General features: G+C 46.9%; 19 protein-coding genes. 16 read left to right on the forward strand and 3 right to left on the reverse strand.

All coding sequences use genetic code 11. The features are described from left to right. The first annotated feature begins 89 nt into the window (after positions 1 to 89). From DC345_RS15820 to DC345_RS15855, 8 genes are all read left to right on the forward strand, one after another. Positions 90 to 509 (forward strand): organic hydroperoxide resistance protein, encoded by a 420-nt coding sequence (locus tag DC345_RS15820; RefSeq protein WP_113053903.1) that lies wholly within the window; start codon positions 90 to 92, stop codon positions 507 to 509. A 236-nt stretch (positions 510 to 745) separates the two neighbouring features. Then, positions 746 to 1,306, forward strand: a complete 561-nt coding sequence (locus DC345_RS15825; protein WP_113053904.1) for a YdhK family protein — start codon at positions 746 to 748, stop codon at positions 1,304 to 1,306. Between the two features lie 97 nt (positions 1,307 to 1,403). Continuing rightward, positions 1,404 to 1,580: a hypothetical protein gene (locus tag DC345_RS31760; protein ID WP_181586608.1), complete on the forward strand. Its 177-nt coding sequence runs from the start codon at positions 1,404 to 1,406 to the stop codon at positions 1,578 to 1,580. A gap of 184 nt (positions 1,581 to 1,764) precedes the next feature. Then, positions 1,765 to 2,379, forward strand: a complete 615-nt coding sequence (locus tag DC345_RS15835; RefSeq protein WP_113053906.1) for a TetR/AcrR family transcriptional regulator — start codon at positions 1,765 to 1,767, stop codon at positions 2,377 to 2,379. Between the two features lie 6 nt (positions 2,380 to 2,385). Next, positions 2,386 to 3,126: an SDR family oxidoreductase gene (locus DC345_RS15840; RefSeq protein WP_113053907.1), complete on the forward strand. Its 741-nt coding sequence runs from the start codon at positions 2,386 to 2,388 to the stop codon at positions 3,124 to 3,126. A gap of 100 nt (positions 3,127 to 3,226) precedes the next feature. After that, positions 3,227 to 3,424, forward strand: coding sequence for a hypothetical protein (locus DC345_RS15845; RefSeq protein ID WP_072735367.1), 198 nt, complete (start codon positions 3,227 to 3,229; stop codon positions 3,422 to 3,424). Between the two features lie 228 nt (positions 3,425 to 3,652). Continuing rightward, positions 3,653 to 4,207, forward strand: a complete 555-nt coding sequence (locus DC345_RS15850; RefSeq protein WP_076288201.1) for a copper amine oxidase — start codon at positions 3,653 to 3,655, stop codon at positions 4,205 to 4,207. 97 nt (positions 4,208 to 4,304) lie between these two features. Continuing rightward, positions 4,305 to 4,622 (forward strand): DUF1292 domain-containing protein, encoded by a 318-nt coding sequence (locus tag DC345_RS15855; protein WP_063565566.1) that lies wholly within the window; start codon positions 4,305 to 4,307, stop codon positions 4,620 to 4,622. Positions 4,623 to 4,862: 240 nt separating this feature from the next. Here the strand turns inward: DC345_RS15855 and DC345_RS15860 are convergent, their stop codons facing one another. Continuing rightward, a complete protein-coding gene (locus DC345_RS15860; protein ID WP_063565751.1) occupies positions 4,863 to 6,338 on the reverse strand; it encodes an aminotransferase class I/II-fold pyridoxal phosphate-dependent enzyme in 1,476 nt (491 codons plus the stop codon). Between the two features lie 294 nt (positions 6,339 to 6,632). On the opposite strand from DC345_RS15860, the gene DC345_RS15865 reads away from it, so the two are divergent. Beyond that, positions 6,633 to 7,925, forward strand: coding sequence for an MFS transporter (locus DC345_RS15865; RefSeq protein WP_113053908.1), 1,293 nt, complete (start codon positions 6,633 to 6,635; stop codon positions 7,923 to 7,925). Positions 7,926 to 8,021: 96 nt separating this feature from the next. Here DC345_RS15865 and DC345_RS32210 read toward each other — a convergent pair whose 3' ends face one another. Then, on the reverse strand, positions 8,022 to 8,156 hold the full coding sequence (locus tag DC345_RS32210) for a hypothetical protein (protein WP_258530688.1): 135 nt from the start codon (positions 8,154 to 8,156) through the stop codon (positions 8,022 to 8,024). Between the two features lie 222 nt (positions 8,157 to 8,378). On the opposite strand from DC345_RS32210, the gene DC345_RS15870 reads away from it, so the two are divergent. From DC345_RS15870 to DC345_RS15880, 3 genes are all read left to right on the forward strand, one after another. Then, positions 8,379 to 8,978 carry a hypothetical protein gene (locus DC345_RS15870; RefSeq protein WP_113053909.1) on the forward strand — a complete coding sequence of 200 codons (600 nt, stop codon included), beginning with the start codon at positions 8,379 to 8,381 and terminating at the stop codon, positions 8,976 to 8,978. A gap of 169 nt (positions 8,979 to 9,147) precedes the next feature. Then, positions 9,148 to 10,557, forward strand: a complete 1,410-nt coding sequence (gene gndA / locus DC345_RS15875) for an NADP-dependent phosphogluconate dehydrogenase (RefSeq protein WP_064636561.1) — start codon at positions 9,148 to 9,150, stop codon at positions 10,555 to 10,557. Positions 10,558 to 11,077: 520 nt separating this feature from the next. Further along, positions 11,078 to 11,587: a shikimate kinase gene (locus tag DC345_RS15880; protein ID WP_258530689.1), complete on the forward strand. Its 510-nt coding sequence runs from the start codon at positions 11,078 to 11,080 to the stop codon at positions 11,585 to 11,587. A 284-nt stretch (positions 11,588 to 11,871) separates the two neighbouring features. Here DC345_RS15880 and DC345_RS15885 read toward each other — a convergent pair whose 3' ends face one another. After that, positions 11,872 to 12,177: a rhodanese-like domain-containing protein gene (locus DC345_RS15885; RefSeq protein ID WP_113053910.1), complete on the reverse strand. Its 306-nt coding sequence runs from the start codon at positions 12,175 to 12,177 to the stop codon at positions 11,872 to 11,874. 163 nt (positions 12,178 to 12,340) lie between these two features. Here DC345_RS15885 and aroA point away from each other — a divergent pair, with 163 nt between their 5' ends. From aroA to ptsP, 4 genes are all read left to right on the forward strand, one after another. Then, on the forward strand, positions 12,341 to 13,636 hold the full coding sequence (aroA, locus tag DC345_RS15890; protein ID WP_053784276.1) for a 3-phosphoshikimate 1-carboxyvinyltransferase: 1,296 nt from the start codon (positions 12,341 to 12,343) through the stop codon (positions 13,634 to 13,636). 76 nt (positions 13,637 to 13,712) lie between these two features. Beyond that, entirely contained in the window at positions 13,713 to 14,147 is a 435-nt protein-coding gene (locus tag DC345_RS15895; RefSeq protein WP_053784277.1) for a CoA-binding protein, read from the forward strand. 153 nt (positions 14,148 to 14,300) lie between these two features. After that, positions 14,301 to 16,181 carry a glucose PTS transporter subunit IIA gene (locus DC345_RS15900; RefSeq protein WP_063565571.1) on the forward strand — a complete coding sequence of 627 codons (1,881 nt, stop codon included), beginning with the start codon at positions 14,301 to 14,303 and terminating at the stop codon, positions 16,179 to 16,181. Beyond that, positions 16,178 to 17,938, forward strand: coding sequence for a phosphoenolpyruvate--protein phosphotransferase (ptsP, locus tag DC345_RS15905; protein ID WP_113053911.1), 1,761 nt, complete (start codon positions 16,178 to 16,180; stop codon positions 17,936 to 17,938). The genes DC345_RS15900 and ptsP overlap by 4 nt, the downstream gene beginning before the upstream one ends. Positions 17,939 to 18,004 lie beyond the last annotated feature (66 nt).

Genomic DNA, 18,004 nt, shown 5'->3' on the forward strand with positions numbered 1-18,004 from the left:
TGAATTGTGTACAATCTAATTGTAATCAAAATAAAAGAGACATCATCTTTACAAAATAAAATCTAAAACATACAGAGGAGACAATACTCATGAAAACATTATACGAAACTACAGTTATCAATACAGGTGGACGTCAAGGGATCGTGCAATCGCCGGATAACGTATTTATGCTTGATGTCGCTGCACCACCTGAACTGGGGGGGAAAGTAACGACAGCTACGAATCCAGAACAATTGTTTGCAGCAGGCTACAGTGCTTGCTTTAATTCAGCGCTGGAGTTTCAGTTGAAGAAACACAAAGTCGAAATTGAGAGAAGCACAGTATCGGCTACGGTTATGCTAGTAACGGACCCTGAGGATAATGGTGTGAAGCTCGAAGTTGAACTTGAAGTTAAAATTGAAGGTCTGGATGAAGAGACAGCACAGAAATTTGTCAAACTTGCTCATGACTACTGCCCATATTCCAAAGGCATTAAAGGGAACGTCAATGTTACCGTGGGACTAGCCTAATCTTGAGCCGGGGCGATTCAATACTTTCGTTTGGACTTCACTGTTGAAGTCTGAAGCATGTATCTAAAATAATGTCCAACACACTTAAGGCCTCCGAGGAATCGGAGGTTTTTTGATATGTTATTAATTTTTCAGGGATATCCAATAGTAGAAAAAGAAATTAATCATGATTGAAATATACCCATGTGGGGTATATTATTAGTGTAGAAATCGAAAGTTCAAAAGGAGTGCAACTTATGAAAAAGTATGCAATGATATTGCTGACTACGGTGATCACGGGCAGTCTGATGTTAAGTGGATGTGGCAAGAATGCTGAGCAGCATAATAGCAGTAGTGACAGTCATGCAGCGAGCACAGGAGAGATGCACCACTCGGATTCGGGAGAATTACCGGAAGGACTTCAGGAAAAGAAAGATCCTACATATCCAGTGGGCAGCCAGGCCGTGATGAGTACGGACCATATGGCTGGAATGAAGGGTGCAGAAGCGACCATTGTGGGAGCCTATGAGACGACAGCCTATGCAGTCTCGTACACACCAACCACAGGGGGAGACACTGTAAAAAATCATAAATGGGTCATCCAAGAGGAAATTCAGGGCCATACGGATCAACCTTATGCAGCAGGAGCAGAGGTTGTGCTGAACGCTGACCACATGCCAGGAATGAAAGGTGCTAAGGCAAAGGTTGACTCCGCTGAGCAAACGACGGTATATATGGTTGATTACATCCCAACTACAGGTGGAGATCCGGTGAAGAATCATAAATGGGTCACAGAAGAAGAATTGTCTATTCAATAATACATTAATACATTTTAATAAATGATCAAATTCCCACTCAATTATGGGTTATACTGGAACAATAAGATTAAAGCTGCTGGAAAGGGGAATGTATATGATGGACTTCAGCAAGCCGCCCCATGCCTCCGAACCACATACACACAAACAGCGTCATGAAGAAAATGAACAACAGCTTTTAGCCGGAGGGAAGAGCATTTGGTGGGAAATCAGCAATTGGCTGATTCTCGGTGGAATACTTGCGGTGATCTTCGTATTATTTAAGTTCGTGTTCTAGAAAAAAGAGAAACATTAAAACTTTCGATAAGGGCCATATTAAATGGGCTCTTTTTTTACGCCCATACATATATATCATCAACGAAATAACAAATGACAAAAATAAATATTTTTCATTTGTTATTCGCTGTGTTAATCTAATTTCAACGGAGGTGACTTGAGGATGGTGTAACCATCTTAATCATATGGAAAAGGACAAAACTTCTGAATTTTTAACCAAGGAACAAATTATCGCAGCAACACAGGAAACTCTCCGGCGCTTCGGTGTTGCCAAAACATCTGTCACGGATGTCGCTAAATTGCTTGGAGTTAGTCACGGTACGATTTACAGGCACTATAAAAGCAAGAAAGAATTGCTTGAAGGCGTGACCGCACAATGGCTCGAAGATGAGATTATCGCGCCTTTGACGACAATAACTAAGGATCAGAGTTATAACGGAGAGAGTATACGTCATCTGAAAGTATATATAGAAACGTTAATCGCTCTTAAACGTCATTATGCCGAATCCGATGCAGAGTTGTTCGAGATGTACGCACGGGTAACCCAGGAATCCGCAGATATTATCAATAAACATGTGCAGCATCTTGTGCGTCATTTGAGTGAGGTCCTCCAGCAGGAGAACCTATTCAAAATCAACAACCCAGATATGGTTGCAGCGGCGATTCTTCAGGCTACAGCTCGTTTTCATCATCCGGCACACGCCTATGAATGGCAAAGCCCTACAATTGATGCGGAATTTGCACAGGTGTGGTTGTTGATCGAAAAGGGATTATTACATTTGGAACAAGAGAGGAAGTAATCGTAAATGAAAAAGCTAACAGGTAAAGTGGCCGTTGTAACAGGCTCATCCCGAGGGATCGGACGTGCTATAGCAGAGCAACTCGCTGAAATGGGCGCGGATGTCGTCATTAATTACGCGAGCAGCCCCGACAAAGCAGAGCAGGTCGCAGATATTGCTCGCCAAAAAGGAGTGCGCGCCATTACCGTTCAGGCTGACCTTGCCCGGAAGGGAGATGTGGAGCGTTTATTTTCCGAAACGATTAACCAGCTTGGAAAAGTCGATATTCTGATCAACAATGCAGGCATCATGAAGACAACACCTTTGGCAGATGTGACGGAGGAAGAATTCGATCAGCAGTTTGCGATTAATGTAAAAGGTACATTTTTTGCTTGTCAGCAAGCATTGAAACATATGGAGGATCAGGGCCGAATCGTTAATTTCTCCACTTCTGTAACTGGACAGATGTTTCCGGGATACAGCGTGTACGCAGGTACCAAAGGCGCAGTTGAACAGATTACTCGTCAGCTTGCGAAGGAATTTGGCTCCAGACAAATCACTATAAATGCTGTTGCACCAGGTCCGGTAAATACCGAATTGTTTTCTGTCGGGAAGACGGAGCAGCAGCTCGATGGGATACGTAAAATGAATGCATTTGGTCGTCTGGGTGAGCCGGAAGACATTGCAAATGTGATCTCTTTCCTCGTCAGTGAAGAGTCGCAATGGGTTACAGGACAGACGCTGCGTGCAAACGGCGGTTTCATTTAACGATATCATGCACGAAATTTATTCCTTTTGACACACAACCGGGCGAATCCCCATATGATGCATTACATCATCAAGCAATTGGGGAAATGGGGAATTCGGGATGGCAAAAGCAAAGGGAAAAAAGGCTCCCGCGTTAAAGAGTGACAAACTTCGTGTATCCATGAAATTGGTTACTTCGGATGTATGTGAGCGTTGCAAGACCCCCTGTACACGAGGAATGGATTATGCAGCACGGATGCGAACCGATGGAGCTGTAGGCAAGGGCGTACCTTGCATATTAACTCGTCATACTTCGTAGTCAGCAGCATAATAAAATTCATCCAAAAGAAGTTCGTATAATTACGTATTGCCAACAACTATACTATAGGGGCGTCCTTTAACAGGGAACGCCTCTTTTTGATCGTTCCAAGGGGTGGAAAATAATCTGGATAAAAAATGAAAAATGATGAAAAACAGCGCAACTTTGTGGATGAACCTGCAGTATAAATGTACAACAGCTAGCAGCAGGGGAGGGAATATTGACGGAATGAAATGGAAAAGAATTTTGCTGTGTGTCACGGTATTCTCCTTGCTCGGCGGGTCTTTATTGTTTGCAGATTCAGTGAACGAGAAGATTCGGGTTCTCATTAACGGCAAGGAAGCAGCTGACGGTGGTTATCTGATTGACGGAACGACCTATGTACCTGTAAGGGAAGCGGGCGGAATCGCCAGATGGGATAGCACAAACAAGAGAGTAACGGTTATCAAACCGAATGTACATATTTTTCTCTTCAAGGGAGATACCGTGTTTGGCAACGTGAACGTGGGTAAATTGAAATTTAATGTGTTCTCGCAAGTGGACAGTTTGACAACGGATATAGCTGCCGTGAAGGTGACAATTACCAATCCAAGTGGTGAGGTTAAGGATATTCAGTCCCAGGAGCTTAAGACACAGAAGGATAACTTCTGGTTCCGAACGTACGATTTTACGTATGATTTCAGCCGGGCTGGCAAGTACCAAGTCGGTTTTTATATTAAAGAAAATGCAAATAGTAATTATGTGCTGGCAGCCGAGAAAATCATTACCGCGCTGAACGATTGAAGCAAAAATAACCTTGGCGGTTAAATTGACCTGGACCATTGAACATGTTACGATATGCAAGGTTACACAATTTCTATTTATAAAGCGAGGTATATCAATGAGCGATCACACACATGAACACGGCGATGCCTGCGGATGCGGTCAAGACCACGACCACGACCACGAGCATGAAGAAGTTCTTCTGACACTGACAGACGAGAACGGAAATGACGTGGAGATGGTTCTGGTGGAGACGTTTGACGTGGAGAAGCATGTTTATGCGCTCCTGCTGGAACGTAACAATCCTGAAGCTGACGGCATCATTCTGCGTATGGAAGAAGAAGACGAGGAAATGGTGCTCTACAATATTGAAGACGAAGAAGAGTGGACCCGTGTTGAAGCGGCGTACAACGAACTCGTTGCAAGCCAAGAATAGTCATCCTTTTGGAATAAAGCAAGAAGGCTCCTTGATTACAGGGGGCCTTTTGTTTGCTTTCTATTAGGTATATATGCTGTTTTTTCTTGCGATAAGGACAGTGGAATAGGTGGTAAAATGCAAATAAGACAGCGATCATAACATGAGGCAGGACAAGTCTATGTGGAGAAAAAAATAAAAAGGACCAAGCATCCCGCTTGGTCCTTAGAGATCGATCAAACTCATGAAGAGGTGGCTGTTCTAGAAAATCGCATCTGCTTCCACGATGACTTTTACATTGGTTACGCTACGGTCTTCAGGTCCTTTTACAGGCAGTCCAACTTCAACATGATCAATGATGTAGTCGATGTTTTCCTGAGTGATAACCTCACCTGGCAGCAGAATCGGAATTCCTGGTGGATATACGTAGATAAATTCCGAGATAATCCGGCCTGCGGATTCCTTGAAAGGAATGACTTCGGTATCCCCATAGAACGCATCACGTGGAGTCAGCATCAGCTGTGGCACATCTGGAACCTTAACCACCAGCTCGTGGGCCGGATTCACCTGATAATACGTACGGGATAGATCTTGCAGGGCGTTCAGCAAGATTTCTACGGAGTCATCCGTATCTCCCGGCGTGATGAGGCACAGAATATTATACATATCACTGAGCTCTACCTCGATTTTGTAATGCTCACGCAGCCAGTTCTCTGTTTCGTAGCCTGTAATGCCAAGGTGGCGAACATGAATAGTTACTTTGGTTGGGTCGTAATTAAAGGTAGCCTCTGTACCCAGCAGCTCTCTGCCGAAGCAATACAGTCCGTCCATATCATTAATGGAGCGTCTTGCAAACTCAGCCAAATCAATGGCTTTCTGTGCCATCTGATGGCCATTCAGAGCCAGATTACGTCTCGACGTGTCGAGCGAAGCCAGCAGGATGTAAGAAGTCGACGTTGAAGTCAACATACTCAGAATGGTTTGTACACGCTGCGGGTTCACATAGCCATTCTTCGTGTTCAGGTTGAGTACAGAACTCTGAGTCATCGAACCACCCAGCTTGTGTACACTCGTTGCAGCCATATCAGCCCCGGCGGCCATGGCTGAGAGCGGCAGATCTTCATGGAAATGAATGAGTACGCCATGCGCTTCATCCACAAGTACTGGAACCTGATAGCTATGCGCCAGTTCAACAATTTCTTTCAGATCGGTACATACACCGAAGTACGTTGGGTTAATGACGAGCAATGCCTTGGCATCGGGATGACGCTCAAGGGCACGTCGGATCGCGCCCGTAGTGACACCGTGATCAATTCCTAGATTGGCATCCTGCGCAGGAGAGACGAACACGGGTTTCGCTCCTGAGAAAATGATGGCAGACATGACCGATTTATGCACATTACGGGGCACAATAATCTTGTCACCCGGCTCACATACGGACAGAATCATGGTCATGATGGCACTGCTTGTGCCTTGCACACTAAAATAGGTATAATCGGCTCCGAAGGCATCGGCTGCCAGAATCTGCGCTTCCTCAATGACACCGGTTGGCTGATGCAAATCATCTAGCGGTGCGATGTTAATCAAGTCTATGGAGAGGGCATTATCGCCGATAAATTCACGAAACTCGGTATCCGTTCCCAATCCTTTTTTATGTCCCGGAATATGAAATTGCACCGGATTGAGTGCCGCGTGATTTTTTAAAGCGGTAAACAGCGGCGTACGGCGGTGATCCATCAGTGCTGTCACAACCTTTCCTAATTATAATTTGTAAGAAAAACGTCTTTCGACGTAAATTCTATGAAGACAGACCGCATGTAGCGGATGTTTTTCTTGCGATCACGGATTTAGTTCAGCTTCGCTGATAACTTATCATTTTGTAATCTTAAACAAATTTGAGTATAGCAAATTAAGAACCGAATGCAAGCAGTATTGCTTGACAATTTTTCGAATTGCTGAGATTTGGACACATCCCCGAGGGTAACAGTAAGGATAGGAGATGGGCAAGCAAGCATCGAAGGGGGAAAAAGAATGCAAACCATTACAAAACCAGCCAAAATCCTGCGATCACCTTTTTTTATCGCCATGTGGCTAACGCTTTTTTTAGTTGAAATCATCAAGGGTGCCCTGCTGGTCGCTATTTTGCCCGTGTATATGGACAATATTCTGGGCTTATCCGCTGGCGTAATTGGTGTGGCCTTTGCCCTTCAATATTTGGGAGATAATCTGTTCCGGGCTCCCTCTGGCTGGGCAGCAGAACGAATCGGATTCCGGGCAACAATGGTGACGGCCCTAATTTGTACATTAGTTGCTGTAATCATGATTATCTTTTTCAAAAGTGCATTTGGCCTTGCCATGGCTTGTCTCATTCTCGGAGTTGGTACGTCACCCCTTTGGCCTTGTGCCATGACGGGCGTGACCGCGATGTCGGGGCCCCAGAACAAGAACGGTACAGCCATGGGTGCGCTGGAGATGGCGGCACTTGGAGGGACTGGACTTGGTCCGATCGGAATGAACTGGCTATTGGAGCGGACGCATCACGATTATCGCACCATTTTCCTGGTATTGATGGGTGTTGCAATCCTGGTCATTCTGGTCGCCTTGATTCTACCCGGACGTGTTGTTGTTGAGGAAGAGCATGCGGATAGTGAGCCCAAGCGGGAAGATATGAAATATCCGACTAAGCCGAATATTCTTACGCCTTTCATCCGACTCAAAAATAGTGTTCAGGGCACGTTGCAACGGGTACGCAGCACCCTTAATGTAAATCCGCTCGTATATCCTGCACTGTTCATGCAGTCTTTTGTTATTGGTCTGCTCAGTCCCGTGATTACGTTATATACTCGTACAGACCTGCACATCTCGCCCAACCTGTACAGCTTGTTGCTGATAGCCGGTGGTGGCATCACGGTCATTGCCCTGCTGCCTGTAGGTAAAATGGTAGACCGCTTTGGAACGGCACCGTTCCTGAACATCGGTTTTTTGATGGCAGCAGCCAGTCTGTTTGCCTTTTCTTCCATTACGTCCATTCCTGTTGTGTTCGGCATCGTCATGCTGGTCGGTGTCAGCTATGCGATGATTCTCCCGGCTTGGAATGCGTTTGTAGCCACATTGATTCCCAAAGGGGAACGCGGAGCGATCTGGGGTTTCTTCCTGACCCTTCAGGGATCAGGCATGGTCGTAGGGCCGATTGTATCCGGACTGCTGTGGGATCACATTAGTCATCCGGCTCCATTTATCGGAAGTGCTGTCGTTATGGCTGGACTTGCTGTTGTGCACTATGTGTTATCCCGTAAACCGTATCGTACAGCTCCTGCTAAATGATGCGATGAAGCCTGGTAAGGTTGATCTAATAAGAAAGGGAGTTCCAACAACCGTACAGGTTTGGAACTCCCTTTTTATGTAATATAGTGCATCCATTTAGCTAACGACGTGAAGATCATTCTGCCCGCCGCAGTGATCAACTTCGGGAACTAACTGTGAACAAATTGTTTCCAGGAACTTGTCCCCATCCGTAGCAAGCAGATCATTCCCATCAACTCGCAGTCCGCACATGACCTCTGCATACCTTCATTTCGCGTCCATCATATCATGAAAAACGGGGGCTTGCCCCTGTGCATTTGCGGAAAGCTGCGATCCTCCGGATCAATCGGTGAAAAATAGTCAAATAACCAAGTACCCTTACATAAAATGAAGTATAAAATAGGGTAAGCCGATTGAGTAGAAGCGATTGAAGAAGATGGCCGGAGCATCTCCGGTACAGATGGAGGGAGTGCCGTGAATAAGAGTTATGAAGTTGAATATTGCAATCTGGAGCTGCGGTTCAACCGTCGGCATATCCAAAATTTGATCAAAGACCTTATTCGTGAGGGGTATTCACTATATTGGAGCGAGGACGAATCCTTTTTTATTCTGTCAGTCCGCACCGGACGCAAGCTGGTAAAGCTCCGTTTTCAACAGACGCGCAGTGGGAATTACAAGATGACGGGAGATTATATCATCAAGGATGCAAAGCTTGCGGAATGGTTGGAGAAGCTGATTGGGGATACACGCGGGCATGCCGTTGTGAAGCGGTTTAAGGATCAGCAGATGACTGTAGAGAATATTTTGTTTGGTGAAGTCATTCGTCTCGTTGAAGTATCCGGGTTCAAACAGCGTGTTATTTTTCAAAAGGAACCTGCGCCGACGGCGGAAGAGATGGAAGAAATGTTCCTCTCGCGTGAAGGTGAGGAGCGACTCATGCTTCTGCGCATGGAAGTGGACGATGAACTGGAGCGTCTGCATGCCGCCATTCAGACGGATAATATCGAAAAAGCAGATGCCTGTCGTAAAGTCTTAAAGCAGTTGTCAGGGCACATGTTGATGCTGGAAGGCTGAATATAACGCTGTATTTATGAAAATACGATGAACACCTCAGGTAATTGGGGTGTTTTCTCGCTGTGTGAACATAGTCCGGGGTTCACTTCTATGCGTAAAACCGTTAAAATGGGGGTATTGTTGAGAATTCATTCAATAAAATTAATTGGAGCAAAGGATGGAGGACCAGATGGCGAAACAACAGATCGGTGTCATTGGACTTGCAGTAATGGGCAAAAATTTGGCCCTTAACATTGAAAGCAGAGGTTTCACGGTGTCGGTATTTAATCGTTCCCCGGAGAAAACCAACGATCTTCTGAAAGAAGCCGAAGGTAAAAACCTGACAGGCACATTCTCTATTGAAGAGTTTGTGGCATCCCTGGAATCCCCGCGCAAAATCCTGATCATGGTACAAGCTGGTTATGCAACCGACGCTACCATTGAACAACTGCTTCCTCATTTGGATGAGGGCGACATCATCATTGATGGCGGTAACGCATACTTCCCTGACACCCAACGTCGCAGCAAAGAGCTGGAAGACAAAGGCATTCGCTTCATCGGTACAGGTGTATCCGGTGGGGAAGAAGGCGCGTTGAAAGGCCCAGCAATTATGCCTGGTGGACAAGAGAGTGCGTACAAGCTGGTTGAACCGATCCTGACAGCCATTTCGGCCAAAGTCGGTGACGATCCTTGTTGTACATATATTGGACCAGACGGTGCCGGACATTATGTGAAAATGGTGCATAACGGTATCGAATACGGAGATATGCAGCTGATTGGTGAAGCTTACCACCTGCTCAAATCTGTGTTGAATGTGTCCGTTGAAGAGCTTCACGCTATCTTTACAGAATGGAACCAGGGAGAGCTGGATAGCTATTTGATCGAAATCACGGCAGACATCTTCTCCAAATACGATCCAGAAACGGGCAAACCAATGGTTGATGTCATTCTGGATGCAGCCGGACAAAAAGGAACAGGAAAATGGACAAGCCAAAGCGCGCTGGATCTCGGCGTACCATTGTCCATGATTACCGAATCCGTATTCTCCCGCTTCCTGTCTGCGATGAAAGATGAGCGTGTGGCAGCAAGCAAAATCCTGAACGGACCTGCGGTTGAAGCCTTCTCCGGTGACAAAAAGGCGTTCATCGAGAATGTGCGTAAAGCGCTGTTTGCAAGTAAAATCGTATCCTATGCACAAGGATTTGCACAAATGCGTGCAGCTTCCGACGAGTACGGCTGGGATCTGAAATACGGCAACATCGCCATGATCTTCCGTGGTGGCTGCATCATCCGTTCTCAGTTCCTGCAAAACATCAAAGAAGCGTATGACAAAGATGCAGCACTGAAAAACCTGCTTCTGGATCCATACTTCCAAAACATTGTAGAATCCTACCAAGGTGCATGGCGTGAAGTTGTAGCTGCTGCGGTAACTCAAGGCGTTCCGGTTCCTGGGTTCTCCAGTGCCTTGTCCTACTACGATAGCTACCGTACAGAGCGTTTGCCTGCGAACCTGCTGCAAGCACAACGTGACTACTTTGGCGCTCATACGTTCAAACGTTTGGACAAAGAAGGCAGTTTCCACCACAACTGGATGGAATAGTAACGTATATATGCAAGTCCGTGTGAGTTGGCTAAAGTGTCCTGAATCAGGAGCCTTGGCTGGAAGAAAGGCATGGGCAGAAGCTTGGAAAGGGGACTTGGAGAGTCGGTTCATACCGATGACCTCCAGGTCTCTTTTTTACCGTATATGTAAGCTGTTGATCCTACATCTTATGAACCTGAGAAGCCTTATTTCATGAATATGAACCTTTTCTATTCTCTAACGAAATGAGAAGATCCTATTTAGAACAGATGGAGCGAAATTGCGCTGTTTTGAAGGTGTTTTTGTGAAATAAGTTTCCTGAGATTCGTTAGAGTTTTATAATCGCCTCTAATTCAAAAATAAACTTATCTGAATTCGTTGAAATCGTATGGAGTACATAAACATGCTACGACATGCTCTGGAAGTGCTTGCGGATGCTGGGAGGGAAGGGGGCACTATGGCCTTCCCCCGTCTGCAGGGCTGTGTTATGATAGGACAAAAGTGCTCACGAATTGCTTGAATTAAAGGAGTGTACACCTTGAGCAAGTCTAACAATATTATTCTCATCGGCATGATGGGAACTGGCAAATCAACCGTTGCTGACATGCTCGCGCGCGAGTTAGGTTACCGACTGATTGATGTTGACGCCGCAGTGGAGAAAGAGGAAGGCTGTACGATTCCTGAATTGTTCACAGGCAAGGGAGAGACATATTTCCGCGATGCAGAGAGTCGCATGTTGTGCTCGGTGTTAGAGAAAAAGGCACAGGTGATTGCAACCGGAGGCGGTGTGGTTCTGCGTTCGGACAACTGTGACGTCATGTCGAAGAACGGCTGGGTGGTTGCCCTGACTGCCGATCCGGCAGTGATCGTAGAACGCGTCAGCGGCTGTGATAACCGTCCACTCTTGGCAGGTAATGCGGAGGAACGCATTAAGACCATTATGCAGGAACGGAAGGACGCATACCGGTTTGCACATTACACGGTGGATACAACCGAGTTATCCGCTTCTGAAGTGACACGTTTAATTTTAGCGCATTACCGCGTCTAAGCTTGTGATTATTTCATTTTCTCGTCTTAGGTATGGATAGAATGTACACACAGGAGTGCATGCTCGAAGCGAGGAAAGAGATATCTATCGCGTGTATGTGGAAGAAGAGATGTCGAAGGAATTAAAGTTTAAATGGAGCCATGTGATCGTAGTGGTAGATGGATATGAAAAACGGGCCGATTGGCCCGTTTGACTGACTGCAAGGATCAGGATGCATGGTGGTTATCAAGAACTGCTGATTGCAGCTATCTATCCTAACCTTATAACGCCGATCCTGATGTTACTCAGTCTTCCTCTTGCCATTGCAGCATGCCGCCAACCATATTGGTGCAACCATCATATCCGAGCTGCTGCAAGTACTCACAGGCACGCTCACTGCGGTATCCACTGCGGCAGATCAGAACAATCTCACCAGACTTTTGAATTTCGGAGAGTCTGTCGGGAATCTGTCCGAGCGGGATGTGTTTGGCTCCTGCGATCATGCCTTGTGCGACTTCATCGTCCTCTCGGACGTCTATCATCTGCAGCTTCTCTCCCGCCTGCAAACGGCGGCGCAGCTCAGAAGGTTCAATTTCAGCAATTTGTGTCATATTCAGGTCCTCTTTTCTGTATGGACTTAACGCCTATAATGATACCCAAGCGATGTATGGAATGTCAATTTGGCAGTACCGCACACCCTATGTATCCTGAACCAAACACGTAACAGGATCATCTAACGAAGCAAATTATAATCAATGAAGGAGAATTTCATCCATGGACGTTATCGTTAAACCAACCCCATCCCTGAACGGGGAAATTGGAGCTTTGTCTTCCAAAAACTACACCACACGTTATTTGCTAGCTGCTGCGCTGGCAGAAGGCACGAGTACGATCCATTACCCTGCTCATAGTGAAGATAGCGATGCTATGCGCAGATGTATTCGCGATCTTGGAGCGGTACTTGAAGAAGATGATAGCAAAATCGTTATCCAAGGCTTCGGCAGCCATCCACGTGATGTGCGTGAATTGAATGTGGGTAATGCGGGTGCAGTGCTGCGTTTCCTGATGGGGGTAACGGCACTTTGTCCTGAGGTGACGTTTGTCAATACGTACCCAGATTCTCTTGGCAAACGCCCACATGATGACCTGATCGATGCGCTTGGTCAGCTTGGTGTTGAGGTACAGCACGAACAAGGACGCTTGCCGATCACCATCAAAGGTGGTCAGGCCAAGGGCGGACATATTCGCGTATCAGGTTCGGTTAGCTCCCAGTATTTGAGTGCGTTGCTGTTTGTAACTCCTCTTCTGGCCGAAGACAGCACGATTGAAGTATTAAACGATTTGAAATCCAAAGTGGTTATTGGTCAGACGCTGGAAGTACTGGAACAAGCGGGTATCGTCATTCATGCGAGTGATGATTATATGTCCTTCCGTGTACCTGGCGGCCAAGCCTATAAACCGCAAACATATACAGTTCAAGGAGACTATCCGGGTTCAGCAGCTGTCCTCGCGGCCGCGGCTGTCACCCAATCAGATGTTAAAATTTTGCGGTTGATGGAACAGAGCAAACAAGGTGAGCGTGCTATTGTTGACGTTCTGCGCATGATGGAAGTGCCGTTGACGCATGAGAACGACGTGGTTCACGTGCAAGGTAACGGTACATTGAAAGCCGTGGAATTCGATGGAGATGCCGCGACAGACGCGGTTTTGGCCATGGTAGCGGCGGCAGTGTTTGCGGAAGGCACTTCACGGTTCTATAATGTAGAGAACTTACGTTACAAGGAATGTGACCGAATTACGGATTATTTGAACGAACTGCGGAAGGCAGGAGCAAACGTAGAAGAACGTCAGGCTGAGATTATCGTACATGGTCGTCCGGAAGGCGTCGAAGGCGGCGTTGAGATTAATGCTCACTACGATCATCGCGTAATTATGGCACTGACCGTTGTTGGTTTGCGTTCGAAAGAACCGCTTCGTATTCGGGATGCACACCATGTAGCCAAGTCTTATCCGCAATATTTTGATCATTTGCAGGCGCTTGGTGCCTCGGTTCAATGGGTAAAAGAGTAAAATAACACGTTTAAGAAGTTGTTCAAAAACGGTTTTTTGAACACGCACTTTAAGCAGAAAAGGATGGTGCTTGAACATGGAATTTAACAATCCTACTCGTGAAGAAATTGGACAACTTTTGCGCAAGGCAGGCAACATCGCAGTCGTCGGCTTATCGGACAAATCAGATCGAACTTCCTATATGGTAGCGGAAGCCATGCAAAGCAGAGGTTATCGCATCATCCCGGTAAATCCACAGGTACAAGGTGAGATTCTCGGTGAGACGGTATATGCAACCCTCGCAGATATCCCTGAACCGGTAGATATCGTGAACGTATTCCGCCGGGATGAATATTGCGCGGATGTCGCTCGTGAAGCTGCGGCAATCAAGGCAAATGTATTGTGGCTTCAGCTTGGTATCCATAGTGATGAAGCCGTACAGATTGCTGCTGAGAACGGCATGACAGCGGTAACGAATCGTTGTATCAAGGTAGAGGATTCCATCGTTCTGCGCGGTGCTGGACGCGGTTAAATCTCGATCACTTAAAATCCCGTTAACTTCGAGTTAACGGGATTTTTTCTGTGGCATCATTGGAGTATAGAATAAATTACCAACAGGTTACTGTTTTGCTTTGACAAAACGTTGCGTAAAGCTTACCATCTAGGATAGAAAGGAGAGGTCGCCATGAATTGGCTCGGATCCTTGCAGCAGCTCGGACGAGCGGTAATGCTGCCTACAATGGTCCTGCCCGCCGCCGCAATTTTGCTGAGTGTTGGCAGTTTGCCCTGGGACGCCTGGGGATTGAAAGTTGTTGGTGAAGTGTCTACCGTGGCCGGACACGGTATTTTTTATTTTTTGCCGTATTTGTTCGCTGTCGGTGTAGCGCTGGGACTCTCCAACCAGGCCGGACAAGCGGGACTCGCTGCTCTGGCTGGTATTGTGATATATGATCAGGTGACTCGCAATTTCGGGGATGGCACCGTTCAACCTGCTTCCTTAATCGGGATTATTCTCGGCGCACTTGCCGGGGTGACGCATAATCGCTTCAAAAGTATTAAACTGCCCGAAATCTTACAGTTTTTCGGTGGTTCCAGATTTGTTTTGCTCATCGTAGGGCTGTGCTCGGCACTGTTCTCCTTCTTTATGTTATGGATTGCACCCATTTTGCAACATGCATTGAACGCCATCGCCACCTGGGAATACAGTCTCGGCGGTTTTGGGCTGTTTATATATGGGGTCTTGTACAGGGTGCTGGTGGCCTTCGGACTGCATCATTTGCTTAACAATGTGTTCTGGTTCCAACTGGGGACGTATGAAACAGCAGACGGCAATATTGTGCAAGGTGATTTGCCGCGTTTTTTTGCGGGTGATCCAACAGCAGGGTATTTTATGGCCGGATTATTCCCGATCATGATGTTTGCGATTCCAGCGATTGCCTTTGCGATTATTCAGGAAGCAAGGGAAGACCTGAAGCCGAAAATCAAAAAAACATTTCTCACTTCCGCACTTGTTTGTTTTCTGACAGGGGTATCGGAGCAGATTGAATTTGCCTTTTTGTTTGCGGCACCTTATCTGTTCATCGTGCATGCAGTCATGTCAGGACTTGCGATGTGGATCAGTTACTGGCTTGATATACGCCATGGTTTCTCCTATTCGGCCGGCATTATTGACTACATACTCAATTTCCATCTATCGGAGAATGCTTGGAAGCTCATACCGATTGGCATACTATATGGGTTGGTCTATTATTTCCTGTTTAGGTGGGCGATTCGTACGTTCAAGATTCCAACTCCAGGGCGCGAAGAGGGGTCCATGCTGGAAGATTGGGTAGGTAACATTCCTTATCAGGCTCCTCTCATTTTGGAAGCATTGGGCGGGAAAGAAAACATTGTGCAGGTAGAGGCCTGTATTACACGACTTCGACTCACCGTGCATAATGATCGGTTAATCGATACAGGGGCAATGAAGAGTATGGGATCCGCAGGGCTCATTAAGTTGGGTGGCGGTAACGTACAAGTGGTATTTGGCACCTATTCGGAGTTAATCCGGGAAGAGATTGCGAAGCTGCTTGAACGGGACCTGCAACAAGTTCTGTTCTGTGCTCCTGTACAGGGTAAAATGCTGCCGATTGAAGAGGTGCCGGATCAGATATTTGCAGCCAAGCTTGTGGGCGATGGAGTAGCATTTGTCCCTGAAAAGGGAGAGCTGGTCTCGCCCGTATACGGAACGATTATGCACATGTATCCGACGATGCACGCACTGGGCATTTCAACCCGGGAGGGACTTGAGGTCCTGCTGCATATCGGTATTGACACATCCCAACTGAAAGGCCACTTTGAAGCCTTTGTTCAGGAAGGGGATACGGTGGAGCCGGGGCAGTTGTTAATCAAGTTTGACCTGGCTGTATTGCGAGCCGAGGCGGCATCGCTGACGACACCGATGGTTATCACGAATCCTGATCGTGTCAAATCATGGAGCTTCGCTCCATTTAAGCAAGTTAAGAAAGGTCAGGCATCCGTTATGTCCGTGGTGCTCTATGACAGGAACGTTGGAGGGGTAGAATGAAGATACAAGGCATCAACGGCGCTGCAGGCATAGCCATCGGCAAAGCATTTGTCCTGCCCAGTTGGGAATGGGATCTGCCGGATCAGAAGATGGATTCGGTGGACCTCGCCCAAGAGTTCGAACGGCTGTACGAGGGCATACGGACATCGAAGGATGAGATTGAATATATCAAGAACGAGTTCAAGGAAGTAGTCGGTCCTGAAGAGTCCAGCATCTTTGATGCGCATCTGGCCATTCTGGAAGATCCGGTGTTCATGAACGAGATTCGAGGCATTATTGAACGGCAGTACAAAGCAGCAGAAGTAGCCGTCAAAGAGGCCATTGATCATTTTGTCACCATGTTTGATTTGCTCGAAGACGAGTATATGAAGGAGCGGGCCATTGACATCAAGGACGTGGGGAACCGTCTGTTAAAACATCTGCTGGGCGCACCGGAAATTACGCTTCCGTCGGATACCCAGCCTTATATACTCGTTGCCAAAGAGCTCTCTCCCTCTCAATTGGCGCATTTGAATCCAAGCCACGTGCTGGGTATTGTGACACTTATCGGAGGCAAAACATCACATTCGGCGATTATGGCTCGTGCCCTTGGCATTCCTCTCGTTTCCGGTCTGGAAGCGAGTCTTGGCATGCCGGTGGAGACCGGAGATATGCTGGTTGTCGATGGGGATAATGGCCTCGTATTTACGGAGCCGGATCGGAAGACGATTGAACGTTACACGATGATTCGCAGCAAACAATTGAAGAAAAAAGAACAGCTGCAGGTACTTGCAACAGTGGATGCCGTAACCAAAGACGGTTCCGTTCTGCATCTGGCTTCTAACATCAGTTCCGTGAAGGAATTGGATATGGCACTGAAACATGGGGCAAAGGGCGTGGGGTTGTTCCGGACAGAGTTCCTATACATGGACCGTGCTACGTTTCCGGGTGAGCAGGAACAGTATGAGGTCTATCGTCTGGTCGCTGAGAAAACTGCTGGTCAGTCTGTCGTTATTCGTACGCTCGATATTGGTGGTGACAAGCAGTTAGATTACTTTGAACTGCCAGAAGAAGATAACCCGTTTCTCGGATATCGTGCGATTCGGATCAGTCTGGACCGCAAAGATCTGTTCAAAACACAGCTCACTGCCATTCTGAGGGCCAGTGCTTCGGGCAATGTCAAAATTATGTACCCGATGATCTCTTCGGTAGAGGAACTTCAGGAGGCCAATGAAATCCTGCGTGAAGCGATGTCTGATCTGGATGAGCGCAAATTGCCTTACGATCCGCATATTCAGGTGGGTATCATGATTGAGGTTCCGGCAGCGGTGATGATAGCCGATTTGCTTGCAGAAGAAGCTGATTTCTTCAGTATCGGTACCAATGATCTCGTGCAATATGTACTGGCTGTAGACCGAATGAATGAGCAGATTGCACATATGTATCATCCGTATCACCCGGCTGTACTTCGCATGCTTCGCGCAACAGTTGACGCGGCCCATACGGCAGGCATTGATATCAGTGTTTGTGGAGAGATGGCAGGAGACGAGCGTTCGATTCCCCTATGGCTGGAGCTGGGGATCAGCAATTTGAGTATGTCTCCACAATCCTTGCTGCGTGTGAAGCACAGGGTATTGAATACGACAGCTGCTGCTGCCAAAGAGGTAGCCCATGATTGCTTTACCCTGCGGACAAGTGCAGACATCGAAGAGCGCCTACAGGTCTTCAATGATTCGATGGGCAGTCCAGATGAACAGAGTGGATCGAATGCATCTTGAATGGGTTGTTTTCAAATAAATACCTTTAAATGAAAATATTAACTTTTGTACAATTTTGGAAAATAG

The organism is Paenibacillus taichungensis, from assembly GCF_003287275.1.
In the GTDB taxonomy this organism is placed as follows: domain Bacteria; phylum Bacillota; class Bacilli; order Paenibacillales; family Paenibacillaceae; genus Paenibacillus; species Paenibacillus taichungensis_A.

Bases quoted from the DNA above. Each gene is read 5' to 3' on its own strand.
- gndA (WP_064636561.1), top strand. From the start codon at position 9,148: ATGGCGAAACAACAGATCGGTGTCATTGGACTTGCAGTAATGGGCAAA.
- DC345_RS15840 (WP_113053907.1), top strand. From the start codon at position 2,386: ATGAAAAAGCTAACAGGTAAAGTGGCCGTTGTAACAGGCTCATCCCGA.
- DC345_RS15820 (WP_113053903.1), top strand. From the start codon at position 90: ATGAAAACATTATACGAAACTACAGTTATCAATACAGGTGGACGTCAA.
- DC345_RS31760 (WP_181586608.1), top strand. From the start codon at position 1,404: ATGGACTTCAGCAAGCCGCCCCATGCCTCCGAACCACATACACACAAA.
- DC345_RS15900 (WP_063565571.1), top strand. From the start codon at position 14,301: ATGAATTGGCTCGGATCCTTGCAGCAGCTCGGACGAGCGGTAATGCTG.
- DC345_RS15835 (WP_113053906.1), top strand. From the start codon at position 1,765: ATGGAAAAGGACAAAACTTCTGAATTTTTAACCAAGGAACAAATTATC.
- DC345_RS15865 (WP_113053908.1), top strand. From the start codon at position 6,633: ATGCAAACCATTACAAAACCAGCCAAAATCCTGCGATCACCTTTTTTT.
- aroA (WP_053784276.1), top strand. From the start codon at position 12,341: ATGGACGTTATCGTTAAACCAACCCCATCCCTGAACGGGGAAATTGGA.
- DC345_RS15850 (WP_076288201.1), top strand. From the start codon at position 3,653: ATGAAATGGAAAAGAATTTTGCTGTGTGTCACGGTATTCTCCTTGCTC.
- DC345_RS15855 (WP_063565566.1), top strand. From the start codon at position 4,305: ATGAGCGATCACACACATGAACACGGCGATGCCTGCGGATGCGGTCAA.
- DC345_RS15845 (WP_072735367.1), top strand. From the start codon at position 3,227: ATGGCAAAAGCAAAGGGAAAAAAGGCTCCCGCGTTAAAGAGTGACAAA.
- ptsP (WP_113053911.1), top strand. From the start codon at position 16,178: ATGAAGATACAAGGCATCAACGGCGCTGCAGGCATAGCCATCGGCAAA.
- DC345_RS32210 (WP_258530688.1), bottom strand. From the start codon at position 8,156: ATGTGCGGACTGCGAGTTGATGGGAATGATCTGCTTGCTACGGATGGG.
- DC345_RS15895 (WP_053784277.1), top strand. From the start codon at position 13,713: ATGGAATTTAACAATCCTACTCGTGAAGAAATTGGACAACTTTTGCGC.
- DC345_RS15860 (WP_063565751.1), bottom strand. From the start codon at position 6,338: ATGGATCACCGCCGTACGCCGCTGTTTACCGCTTTAAAAAATCACGCG.
- DC345_RS15825 (WP_113053904.1), top strand. From the start codon at position 746: ATGAAAAAGTATGCAATGATATTGCTGACTACGGTGATCACGGGCAGT.
- DC345_RS15885 (WP_113053910.1), bottom strand. From the start codon at position 12,177: ATGACACAAATTGCTGAAATTGAACCTTCTGAGCTGCGCCGCCGTTTG.